Annotated in this window: 20 protein-coding genes; 16 read left to right on the top strand and 4 right to left on the bottom strand. The window is 40.8% G+C overall.

Annotation, left to right across the window (positions count from 1 at the left end; all coding sequences use genetic code 11):
* From QNN06_RS13380 to QNN06_RS13435, 12 genes are all read left to right on the top strand, one after another.
* A complete protein-coding gene (locus QNN06_RS13380; protein ID WP_213116877.1) occupies positions 1-1,623 on the top strand; it encodes a long-chain-fatty-acid--CoA ligase in 1,623 nt (540 codons plus the stop codon).
* Positions 1,624-1,786: 163 nt separating this feature from the next.
* A complete protein-coding gene (locus tag QNN06_RS13385) occupies positions 1,787-2,551 on the top strand; it encodes an SDR family NAD(P)-dependent oxidoreductase (protein ID WP_284037700.1) in 765 nt (254 codons plus the stop codon).
* A gap of 21 nt (positions 2,552-2,572) precedes the next feature.
* Positions 2,573-3,625 (top strand): phosphotransferase family protein, encoded by a 1,053-nt coding sequence (locus QNN06_RS13390; RefSeq protein ID WP_213115894.1) that lies wholly within the window; start codon positions 2,573-2,575, stop codon positions 3,623-3,625.
* Between the two features lie 18 nt (positions 3,626-3,643).
* The gene (locus QNN06_RS13395) at positions 3,644-4,846 is read left to right on the top strand and encodes an acyl-CoA dehydrogenase family protein (RefSeq protein WP_217033993.1); all 1,203 of its coding nucleotides are present in this window, start codon (positions 3,644-3,646) and stop codon (positions 4,844-4,846) included.
* A 120-nt stretch (positions 4,847-4,966) separates the two neighbouring features.
* Complete coding sequence (locus QNN06_RS13400; protein WP_213115892.1) at positions 4,967-6,397, top strand: aldehyde dehydrogenase family protein; 1,431 nt, start codon at positions 4,967-4,969, stop codon at positions 6,395-6,397.
* Between the two features lie 202 nt (positions 6,398-6,599).
* Positions 6,600-7,754: an acyl-CoA dehydrogenase family protein gene (locus QNN06_RS13405; RefSeq protein WP_213115891.1), complete on the top strand. Its 1,155-nt coding sequence runs from the start codon at positions 6,600-6,602 to the stop codon at positions 7,752-7,754.
* Positions 7,751-8,845: an acyl-CoA dehydrogenase family protein gene (locus tag QNN06_RS13410; RefSeq protein ID WP_213115890.1), complete on the top strand. Its 1,095-nt coding sequence runs from the start codon at positions 7,751-7,753 to the stop codon at positions 8,843-8,845. Before QNN06_RS13405 ends, QNN06_RS13410 begins: the two co-directional genes overlap by 4 nt.
* Complete coding sequence (locus QNN06_RS13415) at positions 8,842-9,654, top strand: enoyl-CoA hydratase/isomerase family protein (RefSeq protein WP_213115889.1); 813 nt, start codon at positions 8,842-8,844, stop codon at positions 9,652-9,654. The genes QNN06_RS13410 and QNN06_RS13415 overlap by 4 nt, the downstream gene beginning before the upstream one ends.
* Positions 9,655-9,912: 258 nt before the next feature.
* On the top strand, positions 9,913-11,430 hold the full coding sequence (locus tag QNN06_RS13420; protein ID WP_213115888.1) for a class I adenylate-forming enzyme family protein: 1,518 nt from the start codon (positions 9,913-9,915) through the stop codon (positions 11,428-11,430).
* 44 nt (positions 11,431-11,474) lie between these two features.
* Positions 11,475-12,368: a R2-like ligand-binding oxidase gene (locus tag QNN06_RS13425; RefSeq protein ID WP_213115887.1), complete on the top strand. Its 894-nt coding sequence runs from the start codon at positions 11,475-11,477 to the stop codon at positions 12,366-12,368.
* Between the two features lie 363 nt (positions 12,369-12,731).
* The gene (locus QNN06_RS13430) at positions 12,732-13,592 is read left to right on the top strand and encodes a GNAT family N-acetyltransferase (RefSeq protein ID WP_284037701.1); all 861 of its coding nucleotides are present in this window, start codon (positions 12,732-12,734) and stop codon (positions 13,590-13,592) included.
* 99 nt (positions 13,593-13,691) lie between these two features.
* Positions 13,692-14,627, top strand: a complete 936-nt coding sequence (locus QNN06_RS13435; RefSeq protein WP_213115886.1) for a manganese-dependent inorganic pyrophosphatase — start codon at positions 13,692-13,694, stop codon at positions 14,625-14,627.
* A gap of 59 nt (positions 14,628-14,686) precedes the next feature.
* Here the strand turns inward: QNN06_RS13435 and QNN06_RS13440 are convergent, their stop codons facing one another.
* Entirely contained in the window at positions 14,687-15,346 is a 660-nt protein-coding gene (locus QNN06_RS13440) for a hypothetical protein (RefSeq protein WP_213115885.1), read from the bottom strand.
* A gap of 134 nt (positions 15,347-15,480) precedes the next feature.
* Here QNN06_RS13440 and QNN06_RS13445 point away from each other — a divergent pair, with 134 nt between their 5' ends.
* Complete coding sequence (locus QNN06_RS13445) at positions 15,481-16,176, top strand: Dph6-related ATP pyrophosphatase (protein ID WP_213115884.1); 696 nt, start codon at positions 15,481-15,483, stop codon at positions 16,174-16,176.
* Between the two features lie 3 nt (positions 16,177-16,179).
* Positions 16,180-16,758 carry a DNA-3-methyladenine glycosylase I gene (locus tag QNN06_RS13450; RefSeq protein WP_213115883.1) on the top strand — a complete coding sequence of 193 codons (579 nt, stop codon included), beginning with the start codon at positions 16,180-16,182 and terminating at the stop codon, positions 16,756-16,758.
* A gap of 23 nt (positions 16,759-16,781) precedes the next feature.
* On the opposite strand, the gene serC is transcribed toward QNN06_RS13450, so the two are convergent.
* Entirely contained in the window at positions 16,782-17,879 is a 1,098-nt protein-coding gene (serC, locus tag QNN06_RS13455) for a 3-phosphoserine/phosphohydroxythreonine transaminase (protein ID WP_213115882.1), read from the bottom strand.
* A gap of 180 nt (positions 17,880-18,059) precedes the next feature.
* Entirely contained in the window at positions 18,060-18,212 is a 153-nt protein-coding gene (locus tag QNN06_RS13460; RefSeq protein WP_213115881.1) for a hypothetical protein, read from the bottom strand.
* 286 nt (positions 18,213-18,498) lie between these two features.
* Between QNN06_RS13460 and QNN06_RS13465 the strand changes: the two genes are divergently transcribed.
* A complete protein-coding gene (locus QNN06_RS13465; RefSeq protein ID WP_213115880.1) occupies positions 18,499-19,146 on the top strand; it encodes a TetR/AcrR family transcriptional regulator in 648 nt (215 codons plus the stop codon).
* 20 nt (positions 19,147-19,166) lie between these two features.
* Positions 19,167-19,634 carry a CBS domain-containing protein gene (locus QNN06_RS13470; RefSeq protein WP_213115879.1) on the top strand — a complete coding sequence of 156 codons (468 nt, stop codon included), beginning with the start codon at positions 19,167-19,169 and terminating at the stop codon, positions 19,632-19,634.
* A gap of 56 nt (positions 19,635-19,690) precedes the next feature.
* On the opposite strand, the gene QNN06_RS31385 is transcribed toward QNN06_RS13470, so the two are convergent.
* Positions 19,691-19,843 carry a YuzK family famiily protein gene (locus tag QNN06_RS31385; protein WP_481819248.1) on the bottom strand — a complete coding sequence of 51 codons (153 nt, stop codon included), beginning with the start codon at positions 19,841-19,843 and terminating at the stop codon, positions 19,691-19,693.
* Positions 19,844-19,851: the final 8 nt, after the last annotated feature.

Consider the following 19,851-nt stretch of genomic DNA (forward strand, 5'->3'; position numbering starts at 1 on the left):
GTGAATTTTTTGAATAAACCTTGGCTTTTCTCTTATCCAGAACAAGTTCCTTACGAAATTACCCCTCCCGCTGTTTCCATCGATGATTTGCTCAAGGATTCATCCAACCTCCATCCAGAAAAAACTGCCGTAATTGATAATCAAAAGGTGAAGACCTACTATCAACTTAACTCAGATGTAGACCGTTTAGCTTCTGCCTTATATGATAGTGGATTTAAAAAAGGAGATAAGTTAGCGATCATGCTGCCAAATTGTCTGGAGTACATAATCTCCTTTTTTGCGGTGCAACGCTTGTGCGGCACCGTTGTTCAAGTCAATCCTTTGTATACACCCAGAGAACTGGAATATATTTTAGAAGATTCCGAGGCAGTTTGGTTTATCACGAATCGCATCCAAGTTCCAAAACTCGAGCAAATCGGCTATAAAGACAAATTAACAGTCCTTATCGCAGAGGGTGAAAAGGACGTTAAAGACAGCCTTAATGCCTGGATTGAAAAAGGAACAAACCCGTCCCCAGAAGTTAATATCGATATTGAAAATGATATTGCTATCTTGCAGTATACAGGGGGAACAACTGGCAGGGCGAAGGGTGTAATGATCTCACACTACAATCTCATTAGTAATCTTTATCAGAACAAGGAATCGAGTGTCGGAGAAGCAAGTGAAGGTTCTTGGGAACGAATAATCGGTATCGCCCCAATGTTTCACGCTATGGGTTTGACGACAATGGTTACCACTATCTTTAGGGGGGGAACTTTTAATACGATCAGCAGATTTGAATTAAATTTGCTTGTAGAGACAATCAGAAATTTTAAGCCGACCACCTTTAGTGGTTCGCCTACTATGTATATTGCCTTGTTAAACCACCCGCATTTGACGTCCGAAGATCTTAAATCTATTAAAATATGCAGCAGCGGATCTGCACCATTATCTGTGGAAATCATGAATCGTTTTGAGGAAAAAACAGGTGCCCCGATTATTGAAGCTTATGGTTTATCAGAGGCAACTACGATGGTGACGAAAAATCCAAGCGAAGGTGTACGAAAGCCCGGCAGTATTGGCATACCAATCCCAAGCACAGATTGCCGGATTGTTGATATCGCTACAGGAACAATTGAATTGCCTGTTGGTGAAACGGGTGAACTTATCGTAAAAGGCCCACAAGTCATGAAGGGATATTGGAAAAATGAAGAAGAAACCGTTAATGCTTTGAGGGATGGCTGGCTATTTACGGGTGATTTGGCCGTTATGGATGAGGATGGATATTTTTATATTGTTGGAAGAAAGAAGGATATGATTATCGCCGGCGGCTTCAACATCTATCCGCTTGAAATCGAGGAAGTATTATATCAATTACCGGCTGTAAGGGAAGTTTGCGTGTATGGCGTACCTGATCCATATCGTGGTGAAACGGTAAAAGCAGCTATCGTCCTCAAGGAAAATGTCACTTTGACCGAAAAAGAAGTGGAGGAATGGTGCAACCAAAATCTAGCAAGATATAAGGTACCTAGACTCATAGAGTTTAAAGATGAACTTCCAAAAACAGCAGTAGGAAAGATTTTGCGTACAAAATTAATTGAACAAGAAAAAGAACGTGCTGCCTCTACTGAAAAAACGTTGTAAAAAAATATTGTTTTATAGGGGTGCGAAATAGTTAGAGGAAAAAAACAAAAGGACATAAGCTCATTAAAATGGAGCCTATGTCCTTTTAATTCCTAAATTTCATAAAGGTAGATGTGTCTAACAATAAAATAATGAAACAGAGAATTTTTGGAGGTAGAAATGAATGAAAGCAGTTGAAGAACTTTTCTCTCTTACTGGTAAGGTTGCTCTAATAACAGGAGGAAGCCGTGGTCTTGGACGAGAAATGGCACTCGCTTTTGCCAAAGCAGGAGCGGATATTGTGATTGCAAGCCGCAAACTCGATGCCTGTGAAAAGGTTGCTGCAGAGGTGGAAGCTATTGGCCGCCGAGCACTCCCATATGCTTGTCATATAGGGAAGTGGGACCAGGTAAATGAATTGGTAGAAGCCGCTTATGATCATTTTGGCAAGGTTGATATATTAGTGAACAATGCCGGTATGTCCCCACTTTACGATTCCCTAGTTGATGTAAGCGAATCTATGTGGGACAGCGTTTTAGCATTAAATTTAAAAGGGCCATTTCGTCTCTCGGCATTGGTAGGAGACCGCATGGCGAAAGGTAGTGGGGGAGCCATCATTAATATTAGCAGCATTGCAGCAATCCGGCCGACAAAGAATGAAGTGCCCTATGCTGCTGCCAAGGCCGGGTTAAATGCGCTTACACTTGCTTTAGCAGATACTTACTCCCCTAAGGTGCGCGTCAATTGCATAATCGCAGGCCCCTTTTTAACAGATATTGCTAAGGCGTGGAATATGGAGGAGGCGATGAAACGATTTGAGAAAAACTCAGCTCTTGGGCGGCCTGGAAATCCAGAAGAGATTATTGGCTCAGCTTTATATTTTGCCTCAGACGCTGCTAGTTTCACTACTGGATCACTCTTAGCCGTGGACGGAGGGTACAGAAAATAACGAAAGTAAGGGGGCTGTTACATGAGTCACACAATTCCCGTAAGAAAAGGGGAAGAGCTAGATTATGAGGCAGTAAGACAATTTCTTGTGAAAAATTTTGAGGACATTCCAAATGAACATTTGGAGATTCAACAATTTCCTGCAGGCAAATCTAATTTAACCTATGTTATACGCTGCGGATGCTGGGAAGCTGTTTTAAGGAGACCGCCGTTTGGACCTTTACCGCCAAAAGCACATGATATGAAAAGGGAATACGAGGTAATTAATAAACTTTATTCGGGATTCCCACTTGTTCCAAAGCCGTATTTATATTGTTCTGATGAGGGAGTAATCGGAACACCCTTTTATTTTATGGAGCGAGTAAAAGGAATTACCTTGGATGATGATCCAAATAAAGAGAATGACCTGTCTGTTATCGATAAACAGCACATTTCCTATTTGATGGTTGATGCCATAGTAGATCTGCATCAGGTGGATTATAAAAAAGCTGGATTGGAAAATATCGGGTATCCAAATGGTTTCATAGAAAGACAGCTAAAAAACTGGATTACTAGGTACCAAAAATATAAAACAGATGATATCGCTGTGGTTGACAAAGTCATAAATTGGTTAATCAATCATTTACCTCATTCACATGAGGCAACATTAATTCACAATGATTTTAAAATTAATAATGTTCTGTTATCGGATGATTTAAAACAGATAAATGCCATTTTAGATTGGGAGATGGCCACGATAGGTGACCCATTATTTGATCTCGGTGCCACTTTAAGTTACTGGCTTGAGGAAAACGATTCAGAATTAATTAAGGAAAGTTTGATTATGCCGACAGCTCAGAAAGGATTCATAAGCCGCCGTGAATTTCTAGAAAGATACGCTAAAAATACGGGCCGGGATGTATCCTCATTCCAGTTTTATATGACGTTAGCCTTCTTTAAAATTGCCGTTGCCGTACAACAAATGTATTATCGATATACTCTAGGCCATACAAAGGATGAACGTTTTGCCAACCTTAATAGCAATGTTAAAAATATCATGCTATATGCCGAAATTCAGGCGAACAGAAAAATTTAGAAATGGGAGGGCAAGCAGATGATTTTTAAAAAATCCGATAAAGTAGAAAAGCTAGAGCAAGAACTTATTCAGTTTATGGAAGAACATATCTATCCCAACGAAGCAGTTTATGAGGAACAATTAAAGGAAAATCACTGGGATGAACCACCTATTATGGAAGAGTTAAAAGAGAGAGCCAAAGACGCGGGATTGTGGAATTTATTTTTACCAGAAAGTGAAAATGGCGCAGGTCTTACTAATCTTGAGTATGCCCCGTTGTGTGAAATAATGGGTAGATCGGGAATGGCACCAGAAGTATTCAATTGTTCTGCACCTGATACAGGGAATATGGAAATATTGGATCGCTTTGGTACAGAGGAACAAAAAGAACGCTGGTTAAATCCATTATTAGAAGGGAAAATTCGGTCTACATTTAGTATGACAGAGCCGGATGTTGCTTCTTCAGATGCGACGAATATTCAAACAAGTATAAAACGTGAAGGAGATTTTTATGTCATTAATGGCCGAAAATGGTGGCAATCGGGTATCGAATCTTCAAAATGTAAAATCTTGATTGTAATGGGGAAAACGGATCCTGATGCCCCAAAGTTTGAACAACAATCTATGATTCTTGTACCAAAGGATACCCCTGGTGTGAAAATTGTCCGTAATTTGCAGGTTTTTGGGTATGATGAAGCCCCTCATGGCCATTCTGAAGTTATATTTGAAAATGTTCGTGTCCCAGTTTCAAATATTTTATGGGGTGAAGGGAAAGGATTTGCGATAGCACAGGCAAGATTGGGTCCTGGCAGAATCCATCATTGTATGCGCTTAATCGGAGCAGCTGAAAGAGCCTTGGAATTAATGATTAAGCGAGCGAAAGAACGAGTAACATTTGGAAAGCCTGTTATTGAACAAGGAGTCATCAGGGACTGGATTGCTCAATCACGAATCGATATCGATCAAGCAAGATTATTAACCCTTAATGCTGCCTACATGATGGATACAGTTGGGAATAAAGTAGCGAGAGCTGAAATAGCGATGATTAAGGTAGCTGCCCCAGAGATGGCTTGCAAAGTCATTGACCGAGCGATACAGGTTCATGGTGCCGGCGGCGTAAGTAATGTTTTTCCTCTTGCCAGAATGTATGCACGAGCAAGAATCGTAAGAATTGCGGATGGCCCGGATGAGGTGCATAAAGAAACTGTAACCAAATTGGAATTGAAAAAGCATGCAGAATGAGGGATTGATTAAACCCTTTATTTGAAAAGGGATAAGTCAGGCTAATCCAAAAAATAGTAGTAGTAATGGCGGACAATGAATAGATTAGAAAGGGCTTATCTAAATCTGGGAGGATGAGAAATGAATACCTTAACAAGGGAATTTAGTATGACCATTAATGGAAAAGCTGTTACAACTGAACAGACAGTTCCAGTACTAAATCCAGCAAATGAAACGGTAATCGCGCAGGTACCAAAAGCCAGCCAACAAGACTTAAATAATGCAGTAAAGGCTGCAAGAGCAGCTTTTACTGCATGGTCAGCGGTTTCTATTGAGGAACGAGCATCCAAATTAGAAGCATTTTCTGATGCGATTATCCAGCAGCGAGAGGAGCTTGCCAACCTTTTTACAGCAGAAATGGGGAGACCGATAAACGGGGGATTTAGTTCCTACATGGAAATTGATTCAGCCTGCCATTGGTGTAAAGTAATCGCTAGGTATCGACTGCCGCGTGAAATTATTGAGGATAATGAGAGCCATACCATTGAGAGATATTACACGCCGCTTGGTGTGGCAGGATTAATTGTTCCATGGAATTTCCCTGTCCTCTTGGCGATGTGGAAAATTGCCCCGGCATTACTTGCTGGTAACACGATCGTTGTGAAGCCTTCGCCTTATACTCCATTAACTACTTTACGGATAGGTGAAATTGCAAGGGATATTTTTCCGGCAGGTGTGTTTAATGTTGTAACAGGTGAAAATGAACTTGGGCAATGGATGACAGAGCACCCTGATATAAATAAAATAAGTTTTACCGGTTCGACAGCTACCGGGAAAAAGGTTCTGCAAAGTGCAGCCGTAAATTTAAAACGCGTAACACTTGAGTTAGGCGGAAATGATGCGGCAATTGTCCTGGAAGATGCTGACCCGAAGGAAGTTGTTCCAAAATTATTTTGGGCTGCTTTTTCCAATACAGCACAAATTTGTGTGGCCACAAAACGGTTGTATGTGCATGAAAAGATATACGATGAGTTTTTAGATGAATTTAAACAGTATACGAAAAATATTCCAATCGGCGATGGGATGAACCCTGACACCTTAATTGGTCCAGTCCAAAATAAGATGCAATATGAAAAGGTTAAAGCTTTGATAGAAGATGCAAAAAGCACAGGCACGAATATTGTTTGCGGAGGAACCGTTGAGGACAAAACAGGTTACTTTATACCTATTACGATTGTTGATAACCCGCCTGAAGATGCGAGGGTGGTAACAGAAGAAGCCTTCGGACCGGTGTTGCCTGTTATTAAATATAGCAATTATGACGAGGTCATTACGAAGGCAAATAATACGGATTATGGATTAGCTGGTTCTGTATGGGGGAAAGATCTTAACCTGGCACGTTCCATTGCCGAAAGATTGGAAACGGGGACGGTCTGGATCAATGAGGCACATATTCTTTTACCGAACGTTCCTTTTGGAGGCCATAAACAATCAGGAATCGGTGTTGAAAATTCAATCGAAGGATTAAAAGAATATACCAACACAAAAACCATTATGATTAAGAAAAAATAATTTTGGATAATTTTATTTAAATGTTTAAAGGACAAAGGCTTCGAAAATAGGGCTTTTGTCTTTTTTATTTCCTTAGAATAATGAGTAGAGAATAATTTTTCAGATAATTTAAAATTGACCATAAAGTCAAAATTATTATATAATTTATTTGGTAGTAATAGAGTTACATAAGCGTTAATTGCAGAAAAGAGGGTGAAACTAAATGAAAACGCTGGAAATTCCTGTGGTAAAGCTTCCGAAAGAAACGGAAGAGTTAAGAAGAGAAATTAGGCAGTTTTTAAAAGAAGAAATTGAAAACGGTTTAATCGAAACAAAATGTGATTGCTGGCTTAGCGGATTCTCGGAGGATTTTTCACGAAAAATGGGAGCACGCGGATGGATCGGCATGACTTGGCCGAAAAAATATGGCGGCGGGGAACGTTCATCAGTTGAGAGATATGTAGTTACTGAAGAAATGCTGGCAGCAGGCGCCCCGGTTTCAGGGCATTGGATTGCCGACCGACAAACCGGTCCGCTTTTACTAAAGTATGGGACAGAAGAACAGAAACAATTTTTCCTGCCAAGAATCGCAAAGGGAGAATGTTATTTTGCAATTGGCCTTAGCGAGCCTAATGCAGGATCCGATTTGGCTGCGCTTCAGGCACGGGCCGTTAAGGTTGATAAAGGCTGGATTTTAAATGGCAGCAAAATTTGGACAAGCGGTGCCCATCATGCCCATTACTCGATCGTCTTATGCCGGACAACTCCAATGGACCCTAACAACCGTCATGCCGGGATGAGCCAATTGATTGTCGATTTAAATGCGCCGGGAGTAACCATTCGCCCAATTCATCTGATGACAGGGGAACATCATTTTAATGAAGTCTTTTTTGAAGATGTGTTTGTTCCCGATGGAATGGTTGTTGGGACACTTGGAAATGGCTGGGCGCAGGGCATGGCGGAATTGGCCTATGAGAGAAGTGGTCCGGAGCGTATTCTGAGCACATTTCCTCTTCTAAATGAACTAACGAATGTGTTAATAGAAAAATGTGACGCAAAGGGATTAAACGAAGTTAGCAGACTCATCTCTAGACTGTGGACACTTCGAAATATGTCGCTTGGCATTGCCCGCTTGTTGGAAGAAGGTGTGCCTTCTAATATTATTGCTTCTCTAGTAAAAGACATGGGAACCCAATTTGAGCAGGAGATTCCGGAGATTACAAGATTACTAGTTTCTGTCATTCCGTTAACCGATTCCGAAAACAGATTAGAAAGGTTCCTGGCGCAATCAATTCTGCAATCACCAGGATTTACACTTCGCGGAGGGACAACGGAAATTCTAAGGGGAATTGTGGCAAAGGGGGTTATTAACCAATGAGTGAAATGAAAGACATGATCTTGGAGTCAGCAGTAAAGATTTTTGAAAAATATTCAACCAAAGAAGTGGTTAATGACGCGGAGAAAGGTCAATGGGCAGCTGAATTATGGGAGAACCTGGAGGCCTACGGCATGCTTGGAGTAGGAGTGCCGGAGGAATTAGGGGGGAGCGGCGGTGACCTGGATGATGCCTTGAGTATTTTGCAAATGGCGGGCAAATATTCTGCACCCATTCCACTTGCCGAAACGTTTATAGCCAATTGGTTATTAAGCGATTTGGGAGAATCTGTTGTTGAGGGGATTGTCACGATCCCAGGACAAAATAGTACGGAACCTTTCCAGTTGCAAAAAAGCGGTCAAGGCTGGATTATAAACGGTAAAGCTAAATATGTTCCATGGGCGAGGAATGCGGAAAAACTGCTGGTAGCAGGAGAGTCGATCGACGGAACCGTCCTTCTTGTTTTACCGCTTGAAAAAGCGGAGATTAAACCTGGCAAAAACATGGCTGGGGAAGCACGAGACGAAGTGATATTTGATCAGGTCTACATTGAGGAATGTCAAACCGTATCTGTCGACTACAGCGCACTAACAAAGAAGCTGTATTATGCAGGGGCATTAACAAGAAGCGTGCTTATGGCTGGGGCTATCGAAAGAGTTCTTGATGTAACCATTAACCATACAAATGAGCGCTCCCAATTTGGACGGCCTATTCACCGTTTCCAAGCAATTCAGCATCATCTGGCAGCACTTGCCGGCGAAACTGCTGGTGCTGGAATTGCCGCCAAATATGCTGTTGATGCTTTCGGCACGAATCCTTTTTCAAAAGAGTTAGCCTATGCAAAAATCCGAATAAATGAAGCGGCGGGAAAAGTTAATACGATTGCACATCAAGTATTGGCGGCGATTGGGTTTACATATGAACATACCCTTCATCACAGCACAAGGAGACTTTGGTCTTGGCGCGAGGAATTTGGGACAGAATCCGATTGGGAACAGGTTATTACGGAAGAACTATTAAAATTAGAGAAAAACGAATTATGGTCCGTGATAACTGGCGTTGTAAAACATGCAAAAAAGGTGGGAATCCAATGACTGATCTAATTTTTAATGTGGAAAATGGGGTCGCCAAAATTATTTTAAACCGGCCGGATAGTTTAAATGCCTTTAGTGCGGAAATGATTGACCTTTGGATTAAAGCATTAGAGACCGTCCGTGATTCCGATGACATTCGGGTACTTGTAATATCCGGAAATGGACGCGGCTTTTGCTCAGGCGGGGATATCAAATCGATGGGGAGAGGAGAAGGATTTCTTCAAAGCGATGGGAATGAAGATTTTTCCTCGACCGCTTTAGCCAGAAAAAATTCTTTATGGAAAAGAGTACAAAGAATTCCTCTTCTGGTGAAAGAAATTGATAAACCTGTGATTGCGGTTCTACATGGTGTTGCCTTTGGGGCAGGCTTTGATATGACCTTGGCCTGTGATATTCGCATTGCTGCCGAAAACACCAAAATTTCGGAAAGCTACTTAAATGTTGGAATTGTACCAGGAGATGGTGCTGCATGGTTTTTACCAAGGTTTGTCGGGACAGACCAAGCTTTGGATTTACTCTGGACGAGAAAAGTCCTAACTGCAAAAGAGGCAAAAGACATGGGGCTCGTAACGTATGTCGTGGAAGATGACAAACTAGAGGAGTTTGTGGAAGACTATGTTCAAAAATTAGCGAATGGCCCGCAAACAGTTATGCGTTTTACAAAAAGAGCCGTGTACCAGGGATTAAACATTGATTTACGTACATCCCTGGATATGATTTCTTCAGCAATGGGGATCGTTACCGAGCTCGAGGATTACCAAGAAGGGGTCCATGCTGTCCTGGAAAAGAGAAAGCCAAATTTTAAATAACGCAATAAAAAAACAGTGGCAATACATTGTCACTGTTTTTTCTAGAGCATAGAAAAAACGAGAAAAATGTCAAACGGTAATTATTGTATTTTTAGAATATTTTGTTTATAGTAATTGTTAGTGAAATACCAACTAATTAGTATGAAAGGGGGAGTCTTTTCCTTATATTAAAAAAGAGATTTTTAAAATGATAGCGGTTTCAAAAGGCTAGTAATTCTAAATAGTTTAATAGATGCAAGAGTTAAAGGAGAGAATTTTGTGAAGTTAAAAGATCTTCTTGAAACGAATATTGACCAATTTGGTGAATATCCGTTTTTATACTTCAAAGAAAAGACCTTTACGAATGTGCAAACGAAGGAATATGCCGACGAATTGGCAAACGGCTTGAAAAAGCTAGGTGTCGAAAAAGGCGACCGCGTTATGGTCTGTATGCCAAATTGTCCGGAAGTCCTTATTGCCTACCAAGGAATTACCCGTACGGGGGCCATCATCGTTCCAGTCATGTTTACGCTTCATCCGAAAGAGCTACATTATATTGTCCTAAATTCCGGGGCAAAAGCAGTCATTACTTCCTCTTATGTTCTTCCAAATGTAGAAAAATCCTTAGAAGGGCTGCCTGTAAAACCCGAATTGATTGTTGCAGATCAGCCAACAAATGAAAAAGCTAAAAATATTTATGATGTGATGGTTCAAGATGACAATCTTTATTATGATGATGTCCAGCCTGAGGACACCGCAGTCATCCTTTATACATCCGGAACAACCGGAAATCCAAAAGGGGTTATATTAACACATAAAAATTTATATTCGAATGCCGAAAACTCGGCAAAACATAATGAAACTGAGCGTGGAACCACCCTGGGTGTCCTCCCGCTTGCACATGTATATGGGTTGACAGTTTCAAATGTGTTGTACTTAACCGGAAGTTCCATTGTTGTTTTTCCTAACTTTGATGTAAAGGAAGTACTTAATGCTATTGAAAAGCATAAAGTGAAATCGTTTTCCGGAGTTCCGGCAATGATTTATGCGCTTGTGTCCTACCCAGAGGCAGATCATTACGATACTTCCAGTCTAGAATCGATAGGTTCAGGGTCTGCGCCGCTTCCAGTAGCCTTGCTGTACGCATTTGAGAAAAAGTTTGGCGCGAAGGTTTTTGAAGGATACGGTCTGTCAGAGGCAGCACCGGTTGTAACAGCCCATCGCAAAGGTATCGAAATTAAGCCAGGTTCTGTAGGCATTCCGATTCCTGGTGTTGAAGTGAAAATAGTCGACGAAAATGGTGTGGAAGTTCCTTGCGGCGAAGTAGGTGAGCTGATTGTCCGCGGGGATAATGTGACCCCTGGTTACTATCAAAATGAAGAAGAATCTCGGAAAGTGTTAAAAGATGGGTGGCTATGCACGGGAGATATGGCCCGGCAGGATGATGATGGCTACCTCTATATAGTTGATAGAAAGAAAGATTTGATTATCCGAGGAGGCTTTAATCTTTATCCTCGCGATGTTGAAGAAATTATAAATGGTCATGAGCAGGTTGCTGAAGCGGCTGTTGTCGGCATACCGGATGAACGGATGGGGGAAGAGATGGTTGCCTGTGTAGTCAAAAAAGCTGGTTCAGAGCTAACAGAGGAAGAATTGATCCGTTTTTGCCAAGACCATTTAGCAAAAAACAAAACACCACGGCGGATTGTGTTCCTAGATTCACTGCCAAGAAACGGTGTTGGAAAGATTTTGAAAACGCATCTTCGCAAAACAGCTGCAGATATTGTGGTTCGTTAACAGCTGATTTTCACAAAAAGGAAATGATGAGAGGAGAATGTTTTATGGAAAAAAGAACGATTTTGACAACAAGCAGCCGCGGTTTGATGGAGGATTCCTTTCCTTACCGACTTTATCAGAAGGCGAAGAGGGTAGGAACCTGGAATCCAGCAGATATTGATTTCAGCCAAGATCAAAAAGATTGGCAAGCAATGAATAATACGCAAAGGGAAGACATCCTACGGCTCATTTCTATGTTCCAGGCAGGAGAAGAGGCTGTAACATTGGATTTGCTGCCGCTCATCATGGCTATTGCCAAAGAAGGGCGTCTCGAGGAGGAAATGTTTTTAACAACATTTTTATACGAGGAAGCAAAGCACACAGAATTTTTCCGCAGGGTGTTAAATGCGATTGGGGAGACTGGCGACTTGTCACATTTTCATTCAGAAACCTATCAGCATATTTTCCATGAAATCCTGCCAACTGCAATGGAACGTCTAGTTACCGATCAATCGCCGGAAGCCATTGCTGAGGCATCGGTTGTTTACAACATGTTTGTGGAAGGGGTACTGGCAGAAACCGGATATTTCTCCTTCTATCAATCTCTGGAAACAGCGGGAATCATGCCGGGGCTTATGGAGGGAATCGGCAATTTGAAACGGGATGAATCCCGGCATATCGGATATGGGACCTTCCTGCTGCAGCGGTTAATTTGCGAACATCCTCATCTCTATGAATTTATTGCCGCAAGGATGGGGGAATTGGCCCCGCTGGCGATCAAACTTAATCAAGAAGGGATAGACGGAAAAGAGGTAAGTTCGTTTGGCGGTAACCCTGATGATGTCATGAATTTCACCATGAAGCAGCTTGCTGTTCGCATGGAAGTTTTAGCGAGGGCGAAGGGAAAGAAAATCGAAGAGATTTATAAAGTGACGGAAAGCGAGATAGGAGTACTATAAAGTCGGCAAAAGTAATCGAAAAAATTCGTTTACTGGAGCATAAAGTTGGCTTGCCGGCTGATTTTAGTGAATACAATATTAGTGGAGAGGCACTACAAATGGTAATCCCGGCAGTCATGAAGGATCCTGCCGCATTAAACTTCCCAATGCCGCCGGAACTAATAGCGACAATTGGACAGAGGGTTTTCCTTTGACGGTTAAATAATGTTAGTTGAAATCATCCCATTATGGATTTTTTCTCGTCCATAATGGGATTATTTTTCTTATGGATTGTAAAAACTGGAAGGTTTTGGTTTAATTAAAATAAACTATTTAGTCTATTTTATTTTAATTTTCTTCAACGCTATTTAAGGGGGCCGACTCATGAGTATTCTTTTTAAAAAATTATCTGAATGTCAAATAACGGACATTATCACGGCCTGGAATCGCGGTTTTGAAGGCTATTTTGTAAAATTGGAAATGTCTGCGGAGCTGTTTTTTGCTAGGTTGGTTAATGAGGGGCTTTCAATGAATCTATCGATTGTTGCTTTCGATGGTGATAAGCCTGTAGCAATTGTCTTAAACGGAGTGCGCCTAATTGATGGAAAAAAGACCGCTTGGAATGGAGGTACCGGAGTAGCCTCGGAATATCGTGGAAAAGGAGTTTCCAAGCTTTTAATGGAGGAGACTTTAAGGATTTACGCGGAAGAGGGGGTGGAGGTTGCCACTCTCGAAGCGATAAAGGAAAACGAACGGGCCATTCGTTTATATCAACGATATGGATATGAGATTGTTGATTCCCTTGTTCATTTAAATGGGTCTGAGGAATTCGAGTCAGTTTTAGCTGCATCTATCTGGGTAAAATCCATCCGTCCCGAACAATTGGCAACACTTTCTTTTTATAAAGAAAATGTACCTTGGCAATGCCAATGGCAAAGTGTCAGAAACGGTGAAGCACAAATTTTTTATGGAACAGGAAATGACCCTTTGGGCTATTGCTTGTTTAAAAGAATATGGAATGAACATGGAAAGGTAGAAAAAGTCGTTATCTATCAACTGGAGTTGTTTTCTGAAGTAAACAGTGAATTATTGAAAATTATTTTTGCCAGCATTTGCGGGGGAGCTGAAAAAACCGTAAACTTTATGACGGTCAATGCCTCCATCTCAAGTCCAATCATCGCATACCTAATGAGCCATGGATTTAATAAGATGACGGAACAAGTACAGATGGTGAAATTTTTATAAAAAATTTTTGAATACTCTACCGTATTAATATATAATTTCCGATAGGGATACCTTATTTGGCTTGTCCTTACATAATTTAATACGGTTAGGAGTAGGAACATGGAAAAAGTACTTATTTTTGGACATAAAAATCCAGACACAGATACGATTTGTTCTGCGCTTGCGTACGCAGACTTGAAAAAACAACTTGGACATGATGTTGAAGCAGTCCGCCTTGGCCAAATCAATGGCGAAACACAATATGCCCTTGATACCTTTAAGATAGAGGCACCACGTCTTGTTGAAACTGTTGCTTCTGAAGTTAACTCTGTTATTTTGGTAGACCACAATGAACGCCAACAAAGTGCGAACGACATCACCGATGTTAAAGTGCTTGAGGTAATTGACCATCACCGCATTGCAAATTTTGAAACAAGCGATCCGTTATATTATCGCTGTGAGCCAGTCGGCTGTACGGCCACAATTTTAAATAAAATGTACAAAGAAAATGGCAAGGAAATTAAGAAAGAAATCGCGGGACTTATGCTTTCAGCCATCATTTCTGATTCCTTATTATTCAAATCGCCAACCTGCACGGCTGAAGATGTTGCTGCAGCTCGTGAATTAGCAGATCTTGCCGGAGTAGATGCGCAAGCGTACGGTTTAGAAATGCTGAAGGCTGGTGCGGATTTAAGCGACAAGTCTGTAGCTGATTTATTAACACTGGATGCAAAAGAATTTGACATGGGCGGAAGCAAAGTAGAAATTGCCCAAGTCAATGCTGTAGATACTGCGGAAGTTCTCGCCCGCAAAGAAGAATTAGAAGCAGCTATTTCTAAGAAAATCGATGAGAAGAATCTGGACTTATTCTTATTGGTAGTGACTGATATTCTAAACAATGATTCAGTAGGGTTAGCGCTTGGAAATAAAGCTGCTGCAGTGGAAAAGGCTTATAATGTGACCCTTGATGACAATACTGCGACGTTAAGAGGAGTCGTTTCCCGTAAGAAACAAATCGTGCCGGTATTAACAGACGCTTTCACAAAGGGTGTTTAAGTTTAAGATAGGAGAACGTTCATGCTCTTTAAGGCATGAACGTTTTTTGTTGTCATCATTTATGGTTTATCTGTCAGCTTTGGACGCTCATCATTATTTTGATTCATCAGGAAGAAGGTCAGCGGCTTATCAGAACCTGTCATCAGTTTATAGACATAGGAGGAGGTAAGTTTGTAGCCATCCTCGATTTTGGAGGCCAAATAATTGGTCCGTTCAAATAGGATGGACCGAATAAAGTTCAACTGCCGTGAAATTTTCTCTGTTAATGCTTCTTGATAATCCAATCGTTTAAGGACGTCTTCTTGAAACTCCTCTTGCTTGTTCATTTTGGCAGAGATTTGATTTTGAAACTCCTCTTGGCTGTTCAATTTCTCTGTTACTTCTTTTTGAAAAACGGTTTGTCGATTTAATTTGTCCGCTATTTCCTCTTGGAATTTTTCCTGCATTCTCATCATTTCTTGATGCGATTGGCTGCTTTTTTGCAAGTCATTCAATTGACTGCCGATATCATTCCAATGGCTAGTTTGGGATTCTTCCTGCTTAAGAGTACGAATTTGCAGTTCCCTTAATGTTTTTCTTAAGGCGGCATTCGCTATTTCCTGTTCCTTGATTAATTCAGTCAGGAAATCCTGTCTTGAATATGACTGATTAGGGGCATTGAGCGTTTGTTTATTTTCAAAAACATTGGGATGTTCACGTTTATTAATGTATAAACCCATACCTCACTCCACTCCTTTTTGTAATATTTTATGCTTCCAAAACATTAGAGGGGACACGTTTGGGCTAAGTGCTCTTTTTCGCTTTTCTAGCCCCGGCAAATTATAATGGTAGAAGGGGAAGAGGTGATTTTTTCGTGGCAAAAAAAAGAGCTGCGTTATCATTCAGTGGAAAAGATTCTACACTGGCATTGCACGAACTCCTTCATGGGGAAGAATATGAGGTTGAATTTTTGTTTACAACAGTGACTGAAGGCTTTAATCGGACAAGCATACATGGAGTAAGGGAGGAACTGTTGGACGTACAGGCGGAATCTATTGGCATTCCATTAAGAAAAATTTTTATTCCAGAGCAATGCTCCAATGAAGTATACGGGGAAATAATGAATCGGGAATTAGCTGAATTGAAGGCGAGTGGGATTGACCATATTGTATTTGGCGACCTATTTCTTGAGGATATCCGCAAGTACCGTGAAGAACAGTTAAAACCCTTAGGTTTTACAGCGGTTTTTCCGCTTTGGGGTCAGAATACTACAGATTTAATTCACCGCTTTTTGTCACTAGGGTATAAAACAATTATAACCTGTGTAGATATGAACAAACTGTCTGAGGATTTTTCCGGTAGAGAAATTAATGACGGGTTTATGGAAGCACTGCCTGAAGGAGTGGACCCTTGCGGTGAAAATGGGGAGTATCATTCGTTTGTATATGATGGCCCAATTTTTAATAAGCCAATCCGGTTTCAAGTTGGCGAGAAAAAGTTTTCAAAAGATGTATACACTGGTGAAACAAGATTTTGCTTTACTGATTTAATTCCATTAAGGGAGTTTTGATTTATGAATCGCTGCGGCTGGGTTAATCAAGACCCATTATATATTGATTATCATGACCACGAGTGGGGAGTCCCGGTTCATGACGACCGTTTGTTGTTTGAATATTTGAATTTGGAAGGTGCACAAGCTGGCCTTAGTTGGTATACGATTTTAAAAAAGCGGGAGAATTATCGGAGGGCGTTTGACAATTTTGAGGCGAAAAAAATTGTTCTATATGATGATCAAAAGATTGAAGAATTATTACATAATGAAGGTATTGTTCGAAACCGTTTAAAAATAAATGCGGTAATTGGGAATGCCAAAGCTTTTTTGAAGGTAGTTGAGGAATTTGGATCCTTTAGTTCTTATATTTGGTCTTTCGTTGATGGTAAGCCGATGGTCAATCATTTCAAAGAAATGAAAGACGTGCCTGCTACCACTGAGATAAGCGATAAATTGAGCAAGGATCTAAAAAAGCGCGGCTTTAAATTCGTCGGCTCCACCATCTGCTACGCCTTCATGCAAGCAGTAGGAATGGTCAATGACCATATTGAAAGCTGTGAAATGAAACGTGGGGACGGTTCTTTTGCCTCAAAAATTTGAGGCATTAGAACCGTCCCCATGTTTTATCCGTTTTGCTTTTGGAACTGTTCCATAAATTCGCTGAATGCTTTGCAGGATTCGTATGGAACGGCGTTGTAGGTGGATGCGCGGCAGCCTCCGATGGAGCGGTGGCCGTTTACACCGATAAAGCCTTCTTGCTTGGCTTGCACTAAAAATGCTTTTTCCAGCTCTTCAGATTTTAAGTTAAAGGTAATATTCATTAGGGAGCGGCTGTCGTTTTCAGCGTGACCGATGTAGAAACCATTGCTATTATCAATAGCGTCGTAGATAACCTTCGCCTTTTCCTCATTCCGTCTGACAACTTCCTCAAGGCCGCCAATTTCCTGTACCCAGCCAAGAACCTCACCGAGCATATAGATGCCGAAGGTTGGCGGAGTGTTATATAAGGAATTGTTTTTTGCATGAGTGCTGTACTTTAACATGGTAGGGATATTAGAATTAGCCTTCTCAAGAAACTCCTTGCGAACAATTACCACCGTAACACCGGAAGGTCCAAGGTTTTTCTGGGCACCCGCATAAATCATGGAGAACTTGCTGACATCAACAGGCTTGGATAAAATATCGCTGGACATGTCCGCAATTAACGGAACATTGCCAGTAGCAGGGAATTCCTTCCATTGCGTTCCGTAAATTGTATTATTTGAGGTCAAATGTAAATAGGCCTCGTCACCTTGAAATTGTATTTCCGCTAGTCTAGGTATGCGGCGGTATTTGCCTTCTTTTGATGACGCCGCCTGAGAAACTTCACCAAATAGCTTGGCTTCGGCAAAAGCCTTTTCTGACCAAGATCCAGTCATCACATAACCCGCTTTTTTTCCTTCTCCCAAAAAGTTCATCGGAATCATCGAAAATTGAAGGCTTGCTCCACCTTGCAAAAAGAGTACTTCATAATTATCAGGAATACTCATTAAATCCTTTAGGTGCGCGATCGCCTGATTATGTACCTCTTCATAGGCAGCACTGCGGTGGCTTAATTCCATGATTGACATTCCTGTGCCACGGAAATCGATCAGCTCCTGCTGGGCTTTTTCCAGTACAGAAAGAGGAAGAGCAGATGGGCCGGCATTGAAATTATAGGCTCGTTTGATGTCTAGTTTCATTTCGTTCACTCCCATGTTTTTTTAATATATATGAATATATCATATTTTCGTATTATTTTGACAGGAAATTTTATTCCTTTACAGAGTTAAAGGTTTGTTCAAATTTTAAACAAAAAAATAGCCTGCCACTAATGCTAGCAGCAGACCGACAAAATACTTCTATGTTTAAATATAAATCACTTAACTTTCAGCAAGAAAATCCTTTTTTGGCAGAGTAATGATCTTTCCGCCAATTTGAACGTGAACGGTATCGTTGAAAATGGCTTTTACTATTCCTTTTAAGGAAATAGTTGAATTTACCGAGATTTTTTTAGAGTCAGATTGATTGGCCATATGGATCAACACCTTTCAAAATTAATAAACCCAATATAAAAAATAAGATTACCCTATATTATTCGGAAAAATATGTTGATATCCTTCCTGACAAAACCTGTTTTTTAAAAAATTTTAAAAAAGTTGTTCATGTTAGACGAATTCCTTTAATCCAGGGGTGTTATGGGAGGAAATGAATAACATGAACTATAGTTCAAGTATTACATCCAGCTATAAACTTGTCAACAAAAAGATGAACTGTAGTTCACTTTTTGTTTTTGTGCTATAATAAGCCCGAGGTGGTCCTATGACTGAACGTGAAGATTTGCTTGTAGGTGAATATCCGATTCTTCCTAAACAAGAACGGGCCCAACAAAAAAGAAATGCTCTCTTGGAAAGCGGGCGAATTTTGTTTATTGAAAAAGGGTATGAGCAAACAACCGCAAAGGAAATCGCGGCCCGTGCAGGGGTTGCTACCGGTACCTTTTATCGCTATTTTTCAGATAAACGGCAGCTATTAATGTCCCTTTTGGAGGATAAAATAGATGAATTGCTCCCTCCTGAACCAAATTGGACTACCGGAAACCCTGAACTATTATTGGCATCATTATTAGAATCGCATATGAAACGGCTTAACGGAATGGGGCTTCACCGCGTTTTGCCAGAACTACTGCATAAGGATTCTGAACTTGCCGAGGTGTTAAAAGAAGCCAGAAAGAAAATCCATTCAAGAATTCTTACCGGATTGAAGCGTGCTTATGATTTAGGGTTAACCTGGAAGGATTTGGATTTAGAAAAGGTTGCCTGGTCCATCATGGTGTTGGCAGAGAGTGGAAATACAGAAATGGGTGAACACTGTAAAAAAGAGGACTTTTTTGGATTGGCAAAGGTCATTTGCCGCATTGTTTTCCCTCCTGATGTACTGAAGAAATTACTTATTGAAAATGAAGAATAAATGGAGAGCGGTGACTAGCGATGAAAGTAAGAGATTTTATGATAATGAACGTCATTACAGCCAAACCAACTGATACCATTAAAGATGTTATGAAAATTTTTGTGGAAAAGAAAATTGGCGGCGTGCCTGTTGTAGATGGCGAGGGTAAATTATGCGGCATTGTAACAGACGGGGATATCTTAAGAGCCATTAAACCCATTGATCGGCAAATTTATAATTATTTTACCTTTATGACATATATCGCCGAGGAGGATTTAGAAAGCCGCTTGAGTGAAATGGCAGGAAGGGAAATCATAAAGATTGCCAAAACAAACGGAATTGTCACTGTTCATCCTGATGATGACATGAAAAAGGTTGTCTCCCTCTTATCCAAGCACCATTTTAAAAAATTGCCTGTGTTAAATGGAAATAATCGTGTTATCGGTGTCCTCAGCAGGGGCGATGTGATTCGAAGCATCCAACAAACCATTATTGATGAGATGGATTGAAGAATGAAAAGGTGCCAGGTACTTTCATGAAAGAGAGCCTGACACCTTTTTTAGTGTTAAGTATGAAATTTGCGTCCAATATCGGCAAGCAACATTTGTGATGTAAAATAATCCTGTTCGCGTCTTTTTTCAACTAATAACCGTATGTCATGATTCCGGCAATAAACCTTATAACAAACACCATGGGCATTAAGAAGTGCTTTCTCCATTTCACTCG

The organism is Neobacillus sp. 114 (genome assembly GCF_030127045.1).
Lineage (GTDB): Bacteria > Bacillota > Bacilli > Bacillales > Cytobacillaceae > Neobacillus > Neobacillus rhizophilus.

Bases quoted from the DNA above. Each gene is read 5' to 3' on its own strand.
- QNN06_RS13385 (WP_284037700.1), top strand. From the start codon at position 1,787: ATGAAAGCAGTTGAAGAACTTTTCTCTCTTACTGGTAAGGTTGCTCTA.
- QNN06_RS13390 (WP_213115894.1), top strand. From the start codon at position 2,573: ATGAGTCACACAATTCCCGTAAGAAAAGGGGAAGAGCTAGATTATGAG.
- QNN06_RS13395 (WP_217033993.1), top strand. From the start codon at position 3,644: ATGATTTTTAAAAAATCCGATAAAGTAGAAAAGCTAGAGCAAGAACTT.
- QNN06_RS13400 (WP_213115892.1), top strand. From the start codon at position 4,967: ATGAATACCTTAACAAGGGAATTTAGTATGACCATTAATGGAAAAGCT.
- QNN06_RS13405 (WP_213115891.1), top strand. From the start codon at position 6,600: ATGAAAACGCTGGAAATTCCTGTGGTAAAGCTTCCGAAAGAAACGGAA.
- QNN06_RS13410 (WP_213115890.1), top strand. From the start codon at position 7,751: ATGAGTGAAATGAAAGACATGATCTTGGAGTCAGCAGTAAAGATTTTT.
- QNN06_RS13415 (WP_213115889.1), top strand. From the start codon at position 8,842: ATGACTGATCTAATTTTTAATGTGGAAAATGGGGTCGCCAAAATTATT.
- QNN06_RS13425 (WP_213115887.1), top strand. From the start codon at position 11,475: ATGGAAAAAAGAACGATTTTGACAACAAGCAGCCGCGGTTTGATGGAG.
- QNN06_RS13430 (WP_284037701.1), top strand. From the start codon at position 12,732: ATGAGTATTCTTTTTAAAAAATTATCTGAATGTCAAATAACGGACATT.
- QNN06_RS13435 (WP_213115886.1), top strand. From the start codon at position 13,692: ATGGAAAAAGTACTTATTTTTGGACATAAAAATCCAGACACAGATACG.
- QNN06_RS13440 (WP_213115885.1), bottom strand. From the start codon at position 15,346: ATGGGTTTATACATTAATAAACGTGAACATCCCAATGTTTTTGAAAAT.
- QNN06_RS13450 (WP_213115883.1), top strand. From the start codon at position 16,180: ATGAATCGCTGCGGCTGGGTTAATCAAGACCCATTATATATTGATTAT.
- serC (WP_213115882.1), bottom strand. From the start codon at position 17,879: ATGAAACTAGACATCAAACGAGCCTATAATTTCAATGCCGGCCCATCT.
- QNN06_RS13460 (WP_213115881.1), bottom strand. From the start codon at position 18,212: ATGGCCAATCAATCTGACTCTAAAAAAATCTCGGTAAATTCAACTATT.
- QNN06_RS13465 (WP_213115880.1), top strand. From the start codon at position 18,499: ATGACTGAACGTGAAGATTTGCTTGTAGGTGAATATCCGATTCTTCCT.
- QNN06_RS13470 (WP_213115879.1), top strand. From the start codon at position 19,167: ATGAAAGTAAGAGATTTTATGATAATGAACGTCATTACAGCCAAACCA.
- QNN06_RS31385 (WP_481819248.1), bottom strand. From the start codon at position 19,843: ATGGAGAAAGCACTTCTTAATGCCCATGGTGTTTGTTATAAGGTTTAT.